The organism is Lactococcus sp. NH2-7C (assembly GCF_029953655.1).
GTDB lineage: Bacteria > Bacillota > Bacilli > Lactobacillales > Streptococcaceae > Lactococcus > Lactococcus lactis.
This window is the reverse complement of the sequence record NZ_CP124538.1, coordinates 2,174,868-2,189,289: the sequence shown is the minus strand read 5'-3', so window position 1 is coordinate 2,189,289 and position 14,422 is coordinate 2,174,868. Positions and strand designations below refer to the sequence as shown.

General features: G+C 31.4%; 11 protein-coding genes, 1 tRNA gene and 1 pseudogene. 3 read left to right on the top strand and 10 right to left on the bottom strand.

The features are described from left to right. Window positions 1-3 precede the first annotated feature (3 nt). Both QJV49_RS11020 and QJV49_RS11015 read left to right on the top strand, forming a co-directional pair. Window positions 4-912, top strand: coding sequence for an ImmA/IrrE family metallo-endopeptidase (locus tag QJV49_RS11020; protein ID WP_225511631.1), 909 nt, complete (start codon window positions 4-6; stop codon window positions 910-912). 602 nt (window positions 913-1,514) lie between these two features. Beyond that, window positions 1,515-2,583 (top strand): annotated as a pseudogene (locus tag QJV49_RS11015) (IS3 family transposase); the annotation flags it as partial. Window positions 2,584-2,623: 40 nt separating this feature from the next. On the opposite strand, the gene QJV49_RS11010 reads toward QJV49_RS11015, so the two are convergent. After that, window positions 2,624-3,202 carry an NAD(P)H-dependent oxidoreductase gene (locus tag QJV49_RS11010; protein ID WP_225511630.1) on the bottom strand — a complete coding sequence of 193 codons (579 nt, stop codon included), beginning with the start codon at window positions 3,200-3,202 and terminating at the stop codon, window positions 2,624-2,626. A gap of 33 nt (window positions 3,203-3,235) precedes the next feature. On the opposite strand from QJV49_RS11010, the gene QJV49_RS11005 reads away from it, so the two are divergent. After that, window positions 3,236-3,799, top strand: coding sequence for a TetR/AcrR family transcriptional regulator (locus tag QJV49_RS11005; protein WP_225511629.1), 564 nt, complete (start codon window positions 3,236-3,238; stop codon window positions 3,797-3,799). Between the two features lie 420 nt (window positions 3,800-4,219). On the opposite strand, the gene QJV49_RS11000 is transcribed toward QJV49_RS11005, so the two are convergent. The 9 genes from QJV49_RS11000 to QJV49_RS10960 form a co-directional block, all read right to left on the bottom strand. Further along, window positions 4,220-4,420, bottom strand: coding sequence for a cold-shock protein (locus QJV49_RS11000; protein ID WP_011835124.1), 201 nt, complete (start codon window positions 4,418-4,420; stop codon window positions 4,220-4,222). A 279-nt stretch (window positions 4,421-4,699) separates the two neighbouring features. After that, window positions 4,700-4,900 carry a cold-shock protein gene (locus QJV49_RS10995; RefSeq protein ID WP_003132324.1) on the bottom strand — a complete coding sequence of 67 codons (201 nt, stop codon included), beginning with the start codon at window positions 4,898-4,900 and terminating at the stop codon, window positions 4,700-4,702. Window positions 4,901-5,030: 130 nt separating this feature from the next. Continuing rightward, entirely contained in the window at window positions 5,031-5,231 is a 201-nt protein-coding gene (locus tag QJV49_RS10990) for a hypothetical protein (RefSeq protein WP_014017423.1), read from the bottom strand. Between the two features lie 101 nt (window positions 5,232-5,332). Further along, a tRNA-Met gene (locus tag QJV49_RS10985) sits at window positions 5,333-5,406 on the bottom strand. Between the two features lie 893 nt (window positions 5,407-6,299). Beyond that, on the bottom strand, window positions 6,300-7,475 hold the full coding sequence (locus QJV49_RS10980; RefSeq protein ID WP_225511628.1) for an IS256 family transposase: 1,176 nt from the start codon (window positions 7,473-7,475) through the stop codon (window positions 6,300-6,302). Between the two features lie 445 nt (window positions 7,476-7,920). Further along, window positions 7,921-9,906 carry an ATP-binding protein gene (locus QJV49_RS10975; RefSeq protein ID WP_181407333.1) on the bottom strand — a complete coding sequence of 662 codons (1,986 nt, stop codon included), beginning with the start codon at window positions 9,904-9,906 and terminating at the stop codon, window positions 7,921-7,923. After that, entirely contained in the window at window positions 9,903-10,958 is a 1,056-nt protein-coding gene (locus QJV49_RS10970; protein ID WP_225511627.1) for a DNA cytosine methyltransferase, read from the bottom strand. The genes QJV49_RS10975 and QJV49_RS10970 overlap by 4 nt, the downstream gene beginning before the upstream one ends. Window positions 10,959-11,513: 555 nt before the next feature. Continuing rightward, window positions 11,514-12,386 carry a fructokinase ScrK gene (scrK, locus tag QJV49_RS10965; protein ID WP_029344971.1) on the bottom strand — a complete coding sequence of 291 codons (873 nt, stop codon included), beginning with the start codon at window positions 12,384-12,386 and terminating at the stop codon, window positions 11,514-11,516. A gap of 12 nt (window positions 12,387-12,398) precedes the next feature. Continuing rightward, the gene (locus QJV49_RS10960; protein ID WP_225511626.1) at window positions 12,399-14,351 is read right to left on the bottom strand and encodes a sucrose-specific PTS transporter subunit IIBC; all 1,953 of its coding nucleotides are present in this window, start codon (window positions 14,349-14,351) and stop codon (window positions 12,399-12,401) included. Window positions 14,352-14,422: the final 71 nt, after the last annotated feature.

Sequence of the window (14,422 nt, the reverse complement as noted above, 5' to 3'; positions counted from 1 at the left end):
TTTATGAAAAAGTTTGAATACAGAGTTGTTAGTCCTGTTGCTTATACAAAATGCCTTGATATGGCAAATAGTCTCCTTGATAAAATTTCAAAATATACTCAAAAATCTATTTCTAAAATTTCACCTTCAGACATAATAGATTATTTTGAAAATAACTTTAATATTCTTTTTGTTTTTTTTGAATCAGAACCAACTTCAACAATCAAATATAATGATATTGTCTTAAATTTCAAATATCAAACTCTCAATAAAGATTTAGTTAATAGAATTTCTGGTGCTACCATTCCTAAAAATAATAGAAATGTTATCATGATTAATCAAACTATGCCTAAACCTAGAGTTTTTTTTACAATTTTACATGAACTTTCTCATTTATATTTTCATGATATGAGTAATAACAAACAAATTTTCGCTTCAAAATTTTCAGGAGTATATCCTGATGAATTAATGCCATTTGAAGATGAAGCCAATATTATCGCTTCACTTTTGTTTTGTTCAACTCCAAAATTAGAAATGCTTTTAACTAGAAATTATTCTTTTGACAAAATTAAAAGTATAACTGGTATGAGCAATAAAGGACTGCATAGCAGACTTTTAAATTATTTAAATCACACCTTAGGATTAAGTAATTCTGAAGCATTAGAGCTTGTTTTGAAGCTCAGAGATAACGATTATAAAACGACTATTCAAATTAAACATCTTGTCAATAATAAAAATAATCAACTTAGAAAACACAAGACTATATTAATAAAAATAAGCCGTGGATTTGTTATCGAGCAAGACGCTTGCGTTTCCTTTTTAAAAAATTTATCCATGAATCAATTAGTCAATGAACTAGAATATGCCCATTCAACTAAAAACTTTGTCTTAGAACAATTAGTTATGAATGAATACTATCAGAAACAACAATAATCATTATTTGAACTTATAAAAAAACTACTAGACTTCAATAGTTTAGTAGTTTTCTTGTTCTTTTTTTTTCACCCTAAGACCAATTTATTTTTTTCAAAATGGTATCTGAATTTGCTTAATTTGCAACGTCAGGATAATTTTTTTTGAGAAGAATTTATATTGATTCTTTATATCAGAAAATTTGAGTTAATTATTTCATTGAGGTTCAAAGTAAAATAAAAATCCCAAGTGTCCTGACTTGAGAAAAAAGTCTAAGTTTTTGGGTACACATCGAAATAGAGCTATACTATAAAAGTGGACAGATAGTACGTAAACATGAAAAATGACTTACATTTTAAAGTAAGTCATTTTTTTATCTTAAATATATTTTTACGGAATTCAGACAAGATATCACATTCTTAATTATAGCAGTTCTTCATATTAGCCTTTATTTGTTTCCTTGTGCATATTCAATCGTTCATTAATTTGGCGTGATAAATCAATAGTAAATTGTTCAAAACCATACCCAGGTCTTAATTCTGAAAAAAATAGTTGCTGTTCGTCAAAATCTTTCGGAGAGCTCTTTCCTTCACTAATATGAATTAGGAATTCATACGATGGGACTACTTTGTACATGGGTAAATCACTATAGAAAATATGGAGAGATTCCAGAAGCTAAAAAAAGAGGAAAGAAAAGTGTGAAAAATGCAGATAATAACTCTCAGCTTAAGGGTTCCGAGGAAGACCAAAAGAGAATTAAAGAGCTTGAACAACAGCTCCGTTATGCTCAGATAGAGGTAGAATATTTAAAAGGACTACGGAGATTGGGAAGAAAGGGACAAATGAACAAAAAGCTAAACTTATCCACAATCTCCGAAAAAAATTTAAACTCAAAGAAATCTTAACAGTCACTTCATTTCCCAAAGCAACCTATTTTTATTGGAAAAATAGATTTAATAGAGCAAATACAGATGACTTATTAGAAAATAAACTTATTAAAATTCGCAAATGTCATGCAAATTATGGTTATAGAAGGATGGTTCAGGAATTAAGAAGAAATGGTTGGCTTGTTAATCATAAAAAAGTTCAACGATTAATGAAAAAGTTAGGACTTTTAGTCACTTCATTTTGGCATAAGTCCCGCAAATATAACTCCTATAAAGGAACGGTTGGTAAAGTTTCAAATAATAAACTGCGTAGACGTTTTAACACTACGATTCCTCACCAAAAACTTACAACAGATACGACAGAGTTCAAATATTATGAAGATAGGGTTCAAAAAAACTTTATCTCAACCCCTATCTGGACTTATTTAATAATGAGATTATTTCTTATAGTATATCCAAAGCGCCAAATTATCAAGCTATTTCTGAAGATTTAGAGCAGGTCATAAATAAGACGAGAGATTGTCAATATCGACATACTTTTCATTCAGACCAAGGTTGGGCCTATCAAACACGTATATATTGTTCTACCTTAAAGAAAAATTTAATTTTTCAATCAATGAGCCGTATAGGTAATTGTCATGATAATTCAGTTATGGAAAATTTCTTTGGACTCCTTAAGCAAGAAGTGTATTACGGTCGTATTTTCACTTCTTTTGAGGAGCTTCGTAAAACCATTCAAAAATTTATTCACTATTATAATCACAAACGGATTAAAGAAAAATTAGGCTGGAAATCACCAGTTTAATTTCGCTTAAGCCAATAAATAAAGAGAGTGGAAGAATAAATTATAATTTTTTTGCATATTCTCCAACTTTTCTCAGAAACTTTTTTCTTTTTTTAAGGCTACTTTTCCTAACATTAGCTAAAGAATAAAATTTAGTTACCTGTATCCCACACATATTTTTAAGTATCTGAGTCTTTAAAACTTGGCCATAATCTTTTTGAATAATTTTTGAAATTAAATATGGAGTATCGTGTGTTACAATAATAGCCGCTGTTTTTACTTTTAAAAGTTTATTTGGAGTAATTTTTTTAGTAGAATAAGAATAGGCAAAATTTTGAGCAAATACCCTATCAATGAACCCTTTCAATATAGCGGGCATTCCACTCCACCAGATGGGAAAAATGAAAACAATATGGTCACTCCAAGTAATTGCTTCTCGGTAAGACTTTGTCTCCACTGAATATTGTAAATCTCTTCTTCTATGTTCCTTGTCAAAGTAAAGAACGGGGTTAAAATTTTCTTGATAAAGGTCAAGAATTCTTACGGTATGCTTGGATGAAATATTCTGTTGAAATGAATCTAAAATATTTCCGTTTAGGCTCTCATGATTAGGGTATGTATAAATTATTAATATTTTCATAAGGTTAGTATACGCTTTAGTTGATGAATATCTATGAACAAAAAAAGAAAAAATGGTGATTTTTTGAAAAATAAAACAAAAGATAGGCTTATTTTTGCCTTAATAAAGTTAACACAAGGTAAATCATTAGATGAAATTACTATTAGTGACTTAGCTGAAACTGCAAAAATTAATAGAGGGACTTTTTACCTCACTTATGACGATTTTAACGATTTTATACTTTCTATAGAAAATAATCTGTTAAATGGGTTCAATAAGAAATTAGTCCATGAATTTATAGATTGTGGATTGGGTGAGGGTATGAAAGAAATTTTCCAGTACATATATGACAACATCTCGTTGTTTAAAATTTTTATAGATGATGAGGTATTCAATAACCGATTTCAACAATCTATTAATGAATTCATTAAAAAATATAATCATTTCACGCTAACACTTCCAATCGAATATAGTAGAGCCTTATTATTAAATTCAACAATATCAATTATAAAAATTTGGATTTTAGAATCTAATCCACGAAGTGTACAGGAGATAACCGAAATATTTTATAAAACTCGAACGATGTCTCCTGTCAATTTTGTTTCATCAAATAAATAAAAAAATCCAAGTATAAATACTTGGATAAAAGTCTAACTATTGGGGTGCACATCAATTTGATGGCACTTATGTTTAAGGGACTCCATTATAACACATCTCTCTATTTTTGACCTTAAGACTACCTATATGGTTTATTAATTTGTATGTTTTAAATATTAACTTCTTAATCTATGAACATCCACCAAAAACTGCTTATCATTATGTGCTGTGATAGGTGGTTTTTTATATAAATCTTTTAAATATTAATTTTAATTAATAAACATTAAAAAAACCACTCTATATTAGAGTGGCCCTAATTTATGCACGGGAAGTGTGAGTTTCCTCTTGCTGGCTAAGTATATCATACTCTCTCATAATTGCAACTGGATATAAAAAAAACTGAAGTAATAACTCCAGTTTTTGCACGATTTTCAGATATAATTATGCTTTTGTGATATTAACTGCTTGAGGTCCACGTTGACCTTCTTCAACATCAAATTCAACTTTTTGACCTTCATCAAGTGATTTGAATCCATCAGATTGGATTGCTGAGAAGTGAGCGAACAAATCTTGACCATCTTCAGAGGTAATAAAACCAAATCCTTTAGTAGCGTTAAACCATTTTACTGTTCCATTTGCCATAATATATTTATTTCCTTTCGACAAAATTGTAAATCTTATTTTGCGAAAAGTGAATCTATAAAACATTTTACTCATGACAAAATCTACTTCTTCATAGTAACACTAATTATACTCAATGTCAAACTACTCTCTCATTAATAAAATCCATATCGTAGTGACATGGATTTTATGAACTGTAGGGAAAGCAACTAATCTTTCCCTCACTCAGTATAACATTTTAATTCGTTTTTGCAATAGGAATAAATAAAAAAGCAAAGGACACCCCATGCTTTAACTCATTTATCTTTTATGTACGTTTGAAGCATAACGACCACGAGACGTCATTTTGATATCAAAAGTAACCTTTTGACCTTCATCGTATTTTTTAAAATCATTTCCTTGAATAGATAAAAGATAAGCAAACACATCTTGCATATCATCTGCCATAATAAAACCATAGCCTTTGTCAGCGTTAAACCAATTTATTGTTCCTTTATTCATATAATACATCCTTTCGCATCATCTGTAAATCCTATTTTGCGAAAAAGTGCATTCCTAAAACATTTAAACTCGAGACAAAACCTACCTCTTAATAGTAACACCTATTCTTACCAAAGTCAAATTGGTCTATTTAAAACTTATTGATTTTCTTGTGATTCCCCAGATTTTCATGAGGATTTGCTTTAGCAAGTGTCAAGGTTTCTCTATCAACCACCCTGACATCATGGTTTTCTAATTCAACAATTAGTGCATACTTATAGAGATTAATATCTCCAGAAACGACTATTGCTTGTTCCCCATTAGATAATGTAATTTTATCTCCTGTTTTCATTTTTCACTTCCATTCTAGGCTCCGCCTATTTAACGAAAAAATTTCACTTTAGGGTGAGTTTTTTATAAGAAAAATAAGGGCTCCCTAAAGCCCTTAAAATATTGCGGGAATAGGATTTGAACCTATGACCTTCGGGTTATGAGCCCGACGAGCTACCTAACTGCTCCATCCCGCTTCGCAAGTATAACACTAATATCAGTTAAAGTCAATTTAACATTAGGGTTCGTAAATTATTTTACAAATGTGTTACCTTACCCGAACAGCATTTTTTCTCACATCAGTAAAGCTATTACTAGGTATATAATTAATATACTTACTACAAATCCAAAAAACAGTAAGCTTATAATCGCCTTTTTCTCTTTATTTTTATTCGTTAGATGCTCCTTACCCTTATTATCAAATTGATTTCTTGTTTATAATTACATACTATTAAAAAAAAGCTACCCCATTTGAGTAGCTAATGATGGAGGTGTGGTGCTTTCGCAAAACCACACCCTAGGCTAAGTATATCACTTTAATTCTAAATTACAATAGTAATCAAAAAATAGAAACCATAATTGGTTTCTATTCCATAACGGAGACTGTGATCTCATAGAATTAAGTATAGCACCTTGTTAAGCTCAATACTGATTATTAGTTTATAAAGAGAAAAACATATAGCTTAAAAGCATCAAACAAACTTAACATAATAAAAAGTCATTAATTCAATTCTTAATGACTTTTTAGTTTATTTTTTTGTTCAAATCTTCCAAAATAATATGCTTAGTTCCTTAACTTTATAAACTCAAAAATTCAATGAGATTAAATCGTAGCTATGATTTTATACCATAATTGCCCCAAATTTGTCCCATTTTATTTTTCAATTTAAGAGGTTTTCTATGAAACAGGTTTATAAAGGCTTATAGAACCTGAATTTAACTTTGAGAGCGACCTAAACAATCCCCTTGACTCCTTACAAAATGCTTGCTGCCTTTTATCATGTCAAAAAAATTTTACAAAATAAAAAGTTACTGATTAATTGGTACTGTCAATAATTTTGTGTAAACACAAGAGTAGAGTTTTTGAATATTAGTCAAATAAACTATCAAGTGTATCAAAACATGAGCCAAATCCTTTATGAATACGACATTCGAACTTAGCATTATAGTCATCAAAAATGTTTACAAGGCATCGTTCTAAAGCATTTTCATTTGGAAAAACCACCCTCTTCTTGCTTTGTCGCTTGATTTCTTTATTGAGTGATTCAATCAAGTTTGTAGAATATATGCTGGGCCAAATGTGATGTGGAAATTGGTAAAAGGTCAGGAGATTATCTGTCGTTTCAAGTGATGACATAACTTTTTTATAACGAGGTTTCCACTCAGAGATAAATTGCTCTAATAATTTACTAGCCTCTTCTGGGCTATTAGCACGATAAATCTGCTTGAACTGATTCAGAATAGGTGCCCTATCTACTTGCTTGACCTTACTGGAGATATTGCGACCAATGTGAACCAGACATCGCTGCTGTTTTGCCATTGGATAGGCTTGTTGGATGATTTGATCAAGACCGTTGAAGCCGTCTGTAACAACTAGAGAAACTTGCTTAAGACCTTGATTTTGTAATTTCCCAAGAAGTTCTGACCAAGAGACATTATTCTCATTAGGGGCAATCTCATAACCAAGAACTGATTTGTACCCTTCTGGAGTGATTCCAAGCGCAATGTGAACACATTCTTTACTGACTGTTCCTCGTCGTAAGGATAGGTAAGTTCCGTCTAGATATAAAATGGAGTAGTTCGTTTGAAGTGACCGCTCATGAAAGGCAATGACATTCTCTTGAGTCACTTTAGTGATATTTGAAACCGTTGTCGGACTATAATGGTGACCATACATGCGCTCAATAATGTCACTGATTTCGCGTGTCGTAACGCCAGTCTGATAGAGTTTGATCACCATCTCTTCTAGCTGGTCATCACGTCTAGCATAGGATGGTAATAAAACTGGTGAAAACTCCCCGTTTCGATCTCTTGGAATGATTAAATTGACTAAGCCATACTTTGTTTCAAACTGACGAGAATAAGTCCCATTACGGCTATTACCTGTGTTGCAACCTTCTTTTTCATAAGGTTCATAACCAAGAAAAGCTGATAGTTCAACCTGCAAGAGGTCATTCATAGCTATTTCTAAAGAGGAGCGAAAAAATTCATCAATATCTTGTTTTTGTGCTAGGAAGTTTAGTAATTCTGTGGTAAACTGAGTCATGGGAATAAATCTCTTTCTAGTGAAGTGTCGTAACTCTACTATACAGGATTTATTCCTTTTTGTGTGTTTACACAAGATATTTTACACTACCGATTAATTTTTAGTAACCATTTATTTTATAACTTTTTTTATAAATTTATCCTTGTTCTTACAACAGATATAAGTTTATTACATTATATAAAATACTATTATCTTATATTGGGACCTCTTGCATTACTAAAAAAATACACAATATATTAAGCACTTAAATTTGCAAAATAAAAAGTCACTAAAGTTTAGTGGCTCTTTATTTTATAAGGTTGCTATTTTTTCAATAATAATTTGTTGATTTATGTATTTTAAATTCTTCCCAGTTAATCTTATGCTTATTTATATAATGTGCTGTTACAAAGTCATCTAATAATATTCACATATTTTGGGCTTAGTAATACAAAATTATAACTCTTTAATCTACAATATCAACCATTAATTCTCTTGAATAAATATTCTTTGCTGAAGTAATCATTTGCTCATATGTCAAAATCTCTATTTTATTTATTGACAAAACATCTATATCATCTTTATTTAATTTGTTAACTGCTGCACTTCCTAAAATCATGTAGGATTTAATATCATACAGATTCACATCTTTATACTTCATAGGATCCTGTAAATAGAGTTTATCCTTTATCATCTTACGGTATTTTCTAATTTGATCATTTATTGAATCAACAGATGGAGTTGAGTAAGATGTATTTGTCTCACGTTTTATCTCAATAATTATAGGATAAGGTTCATCACCAGCTTCAATTATTATATCTGTTCTTCCAGCCACCATCTCCCCATTAATCATGGTATTATAAGTTTCTTGAGTTAGTATTTTATTATTTCTTAGATCCCAAAAAACATTCAAAAGCCACGGATTTTTAGAAAGGTTTTCTTCAAAAATATTTTCTCTAGCTTTATCTTCTATATTTTTTTCAAGTTCTTCAATAACATTCAATCTATCCTGAAAATTTTCCTTAATGCGTAAGGCTGTATTTATTTCACTTTTTTCAAATAATTGTACAAACTTATTTAATATTTCTGCTGTATCATCATCATCTTTGACAGTTATTTCTTGAATTGATTCACTATTAATTACAGAAAATACAAAAGGAACATAAAAACTTTTTAAACCTACTTCACTATTTTGTGGTCGATCAAAAATTCTTTGAATATATTTTTTAAATCTAATTTTTTCATCTGTTTTCAATTCTTCATACATAGATGAGTATTTTTCATTTGAAAAAATATCTGTTAAATAACTTTGCTCTCCATCCTCTCTTTTTGAACGAAGATCACTCCACCTTGAAACTAAACTTTTCCTTACTTTATCCAAAGCATCATTCAATAGTTTTACATTCTCTAACTCTCGATTCAATCCTTCTCTACTACTTAATACTGGATCCTCATTTTCATCTTGAAGGTAATCAGCTTCAACTTCACCTACCAAATATAAGTTTGCTATAGTAGAGTTCTGTGAAACTTGAAGAATATTATCAGTTGCCAACTTTCCATTTATATAAACAATTACCCCAACCGAATTCAGTTCATTTTCAATCGTTAAATCAGATGTTTTACCAACACTCCCAACCCATCCTTTTACATCATTTTCTTCCAAATACTTATCAGAGTATTCTCTAAAGAAATCATCATCGTGAATTTCGGAAAATCTATTTTTCATCTCTTCAAGTGAGTAACCAAAATAATAAATAAACTCTACTGCTGTATCATAAAAATGACTTGTTAAATCTACTTGTTCACCATTCAAGCACAATGAGAAATCATATTTTCCTGATAAATTAACCGAAAATCTTCTTGATAGACTACTTTTAAGAGAATTGAGAGTACGTGAATTAAATTTTCTTTTCATCTCTGGAATTACAATAATTGTTCCATGTGTTTGAGACAAGTCACAATTAGGATACTTTAATTCTAAATCTTTTAAATCATCAAGATAATTTATTTTTATATCAACTATTGCAGAGTTTACCATCAAATCTCCATAAATTAATTCTGCTTGTTTCCATTTCTCCTCATTTTCACTCTTTGTATAAATTTGATATTTCTCCCCCAAGCTAAAAACTGAAAACTTACCAATCCCTTTTCTCCCCATATAAGGTCTTGATTCCATACTTTCGGGAATTCTTATATTGTAATTTTTGGAAGTCCCAGATATAGCATAACGATTTGTAAATTCATCATCTGTCATACCTATACCATTATCACACAATATCATAGAATGCTCCGCCGAATCATAAAAGACTTCACATTTTGTAGCATATGCGTCCCAAGAATTAGCTATCAATTCAGCAATTGCTGGTGGATTGGATGTATATAAGTTTCTTCCAAAGTGTTTTACAGCTCCAAATGCTACCTGAAACTGAACAGTTCCATTTTCTATTGTCAATTTTTTTCTCTCCCCATCAATTCAATATGTTTCATTATGCTATTACCAACTACTTCACCTAATTTTGGTGGTACCGCATTCCCTATTTGCATTGCTATTTTATTTATTACATATTTATCTTCATTTTCAATAAACTGATAGCCATTAGGAAAACTCTGTAAAATAGCTCCTTCTCTCAAACTCAATGCTCTATCCTGTTCTGGATGTCCAAATCTTCCGTTGCCATACCCTGGAAATTGAGTAGTAATTGTGGACGAAGGCTTATCCCAATCTAATCTACCATAAACAGCACTAAAACTCTGACCACTTTTTTTCTTATAGCAATTTGGAAGAAGTGCCTCATCCCAGTCTCTCCAGGTCCCTCCAGGTTTAGAACTTTTAATTCTTTTTAAATTTAAATCTGATAATTTTCTGGCCTTGTGCAATGGGTCTTTGGGATCAGTTTCACCCGCGTTTATCTTAGGTAATTTTGAAATTGCTTGACGAACTGTGGGATAGTTTTCTATTGAAAGTTCTTCCTCAAACTCAATTTCTCCCAACTTTGATGCGAGTAATAGAAGTCTCTTTCTATTTTGAGGAATACCGTAAGCTGGGGCATACGCTATTTTCCACACTACCTTGTAACCTTCTTTTTTTAGTAACAATAAAAATCTCTCAAAAATTTTTTCCTTTGCTAGTTGCGGAACATTTTCCATTGATACAATATCAGGTTTTACTAATGTAATTTGTTTACCAAAATAATCTAACAAATCCATCTTATCTTGACGAGAGCTACTTTCTTTATACCTATGGCTGTAAGCTGAAAAAGGTTGACAAGGAGCACAACCAATTAAAACTTTTATATCTGTATCTTTCGGATAGTAGGAAATTAATTCATCATCCGATAATTCTTTTATATTTTTGTGTACGAATTTAGCATCATTATTTTTTTCATATGCAAATTGACAAGATTTTTCAAAATCAAATCCAGCAACAACGTTTATTCCCGCCTGCTGAACTCCGTAAGTCAAACCTCCGACTCCACAAAATAAGTCTAAAGCATTAATTTTCATAGTATACCTCTTCCCATAATTATACCAAATTCCCCCTCTTTTGTCGATTGCAAAAATTAGATTTTGTTTTTAAATTTTATATATCGCTTCTTTGTTTTTTTAACTCTGTTGTCACTTATATCTTATAGAAGTTTATGTACTAATATAGACAAAAAAACAGCTCATAAATATTTGACCTGTTTTGAGTATTTTACAATCTGCCCACTATTTGCCCACTAAATTTTATTTTAGTTTCTATAATACATTGCTACACAGGCATTCAATAATATTCCCATATTTGAAATAATTTTGGGCATTTCAACTTTTCTTATTCTAAATAAGATAATACATAATTTGTGAAATACTGCCTTCCAAAGTAAGACCTAGAAATTTACTTTTCTCATACTTAAATTATTAGGTATTTAGCATCACTAAAAGAACTTTCGATTATGTTGCAAAAAGTTAAAAGGTAACAAAGAAATGAAACTTTTTTATAGTTGTAATATTGCCTTAATATTTACAATTACCATTATATTTTGTTGAACTACATGCTTGAAATATATAGATTTTATATTATTATTCTTTTGTAAATAAAGAATATGCTAAATAGAAATTTCCTAACGTTGCTGAACCATTTTCTTTGACAGTTGGTAAGCGAATATACTTTTCTACAGAACAAGGCAGATCTATATAATTATTAAGCATAGAAATGAATTGTTTTTGTATAAGTGATATCATATTTGGTTTTTCCATTACACCACCTCCCAAAATTATACACTCGGGAGCTAATGTCAATGTTGCATTAATAGCCGCTTGAGCAATATAATAGCTTAAGATATCCCAGATAGGATCATCTGAAGAAATTTTTTCCCCAAGTATTCCTGTTCTAGCTTCAAGACTCGGACCCGCCGCAACTCCTTCAAGACAATCACCATGGAAGGGACAGATTCCTTCAAAAGTAAGATCATCTCTATGACGATTTATTCTTTGGTGCCCCATTTCCGAATGCCCAATGCCACCAATAAAATATCCATTTTGAATTGCTCCCCCTCCAATACCTGTACCGATTGTTAAATAAACAAGATTTTTTATTCCTGTATTTTTCATTTCACCATAGGCTGAGGCGTTTACATCAGTAGTAAAATATATTGGAATATCAAGTGCTTCTTTTAATTGGCCAACTAAATTTATATTTTTCCAACCAACTTTTGGCGTCGAAGTAATGTAACCATACGTTTTACTTGAAAGGTTTAGATCAATAGGCCCAAATGATCCTAAACCAATGGCAGAAACTCGGTTTTCTTTAAAATATTTAATCGTCTTACTTATAGTTTCTTGTGGCGTAGTAGTAGCAAATTTGAATTTTTTTATAATATTAAAATGTTCATCTGCAATAGCAAGTACAAATTTTGTACCACCAGCCTCAATTGATCCATAGTATACGGACATAGTTCGCTCCCTCTAGTTCAATAATAGAATTTTTTCTCCAACTTTGATATCAACATTTTCACTCAATGGCAAAATCTCATTGTAACTTGCTGAATTTGTAATAACAATAATTACAGTATCATCGAATCCACTCTTCTTGATTTCTTCTTTATCAAAAGATCCTAGTAAATCCCCTGCTTTTACTTTCTGGCCAACTTTAACATTTTGTATGAATCCATTACCATTCATTGAAACAGTATCTATTCCAATATGTAAAAGAACTTCACCTCCATTTTTTGTTTTTATACCATAAGCGTGACCTGTTTCATAAGCAATAATAATTTCTCCGTCGGCTGGTGAGAAAAGTTCTCCAGATTTAGGCTTGATTGCAATACCTTTTCCCATAATTTCTTTTGAGAAAACAGGGTCACTTACATCAGACAGAGGAATCACAAATCCATTTATCGGAGCAAGGAGTTCGCCACTTTTAACTGGATCGATAATAACTTTCTCAGGTTGGTATTGAGTTGTTGCATTCTGTTTATTTTTTTCTTTCGTAATAGATTTAGCTTCCATCCGCCGACCATAGATTGAGGTAACAACAAAGGCAATAAGAAAGCTAATAAATATCGAAATCATAAATTGTAAGTTATACCCAGCTTTAATAGAGATAAAGCCAATTAATCCTGCGGATCCCAGACTAACCGCAAGGACATGGAATAATCCCATAAATAATGAACCAATTGCTGAAGCCCCAAGAGCAATAAAGAACGGATATTTTAGTTTTAGATTAATCCCAAATAACGCAGGTTCTGTAATACCTAGAATAGCAGATACACCAGCTGGAGCTGCAAGAGCTTTTGTCTTAATGTTTTTAGTAACAAATAAAATTGCAAAAGTTGCACCAGCTTGAGCCATATTTGCGCAGGCCGCAACTGGAAAAATAAAGTCTCCACCAATACCACTGTGTTGATAGTTTGTGATTAACATTGTTTCAATGGCCGGAAAACTCTGATGTAATCCAGTTACTACTATTGCCGAGTAGAAGCCTCCAAACACAAGCATTCCTAGTGCCCCTAATGTGTTATAAAGTCCAACCAAACCATCTGTCAAGCCATTTGATACAAAACGAAGTGCTGGTCCCACAATAGTGAATGTGAGAAATCCAGTTATGATGACTGAAAGTAACGGAGTAAATGTGAAGTCTATAGCATCGTTAAGGTATTTATGAAAGAATCTCTCAAGTTTAGCAAGGATAAAAGCCACTCCAATTACAGGAAGAACTTGTCCTTGATATCCAGCCTGGGCAACTTTAAAACCAAAAATATCCCAATAAGTCATTGTATGATTAGAGATTGCTTCAGCAACATTATATCCATTAATAAGTCCAGGCATCACCATAATCATACCTACAACAGCACCTAAATATGGATTTCCGCCAAATCTTTTTGTGGCAGAATAACCTATTAAAATTGGCATAAAGGTAAATGGTGCGGCACTCATAGTATTAACAATATCAGCAAATCCTTTCCACATCGGAAACATTTCAACAAGTGATTTCGTCGCGAAAAGATGTTCAGCTGTTAGCGCATTATTAAGAGCCATTAACAGACCACCAGCTACAAGAGCTGGTATCAAAGGAACAAAAATATCAGAAAGCAGCTTTACAAGTACCATTACTGGATTTTGTTTTTTTTGACTTCCTGCAATCTCTTTGAGATCTGCAGTTGATGCTTCACTTATTCCTGTAAGTTTAATAAATTCTTCGTATACAGTGTTAACATCACCTGGCCCTACAATAATTTGATATTGACCAGCTGCTTCAAAAGTCCCCTTAAGATCTGGGTCATTATCTAGAGCCTCTTGATCAATAACGCCAGTATCTTTTAGGACTAAACGTAGTCGTGTCGCACAATGTGCAGCTCCTTGAATGTTATCACGCCCAACTGCATTTAAAATGCGTTCAGCTACCTGCTTATGATTCATAATTTTCTCCTCAAATAAAATGATTTCGCTTACAGAAGTTATTTTATCATTTTTCTGATATATGTCAAGCG

Coding starts and splice junctions, on each gene's coding strand:
- QJV49_RS10980 (WP_225511628.1), bottom strand. CDS start 7,475: ATGACTCAGTTTACCACAGAATTACTAAACTTCCTAGCACAAAAACAA.
- QJV49_RS11010 (WP_225511630.1), bottom strand. CDS start 3,202: ATGAAAATATTAATAATTTATACATACCCTAATCATGAGAGCCTAAAC.
- QJV49_RS10970 (WP_225511627.1), bottom strand. CDS start 10,958: ATGAAAATTAATGCTTTAGACTTATTTTGTGGAGTCGGAGGTTTGACT.
- QJV49_RS11000 (WP_011835124.1), bottom strand. CDS start 4,420: ATGGCAAATGGAACAGTAAAATGGTTTAACGCTACTAAAGGATTTGGT.
- QJV49_RS10995 (WP_003132324.1), bottom strand. CDS start 4,900: ATGAATAAAGGAACAATAAATTGGTTTAACGCTGACAAAGGCTATGGT.
- QJV49_RS10990 (WP_014017423.1), bottom strand. CDS start 5,231: ATGAAAACAGGAGATAAAATTACATTATCTAATGGGGAACAAGCAATA.
- QJV49_RS11005 (WP_225511629.1), top strand. CDS start 3,236: ATGAACAAAAAAAGAAAAAATGGTGATTTTTTGAAAAATAAAACAAAA.
- QJV49_RS10960 (WP_225511626.1), bottom strand. CDS start 14,351: ATGAATCATAAGCAGGTAGCTGAACGCATTTTAAATGCAGTTGGGCGT.
- QJV49_RS11020 (WP_225511631.1), top strand. CDS start 4: ATGAAAAAGTTTGAATACAGAGTTGTTAGTCCTGTTGCTTATACAAAA.
- scrK (WP_029344971.1), bottom strand. CDS start 12,386: ATGTCCGTATACTATGGATCAATTGAGGCTGGTGGTACAAAATTTGTA.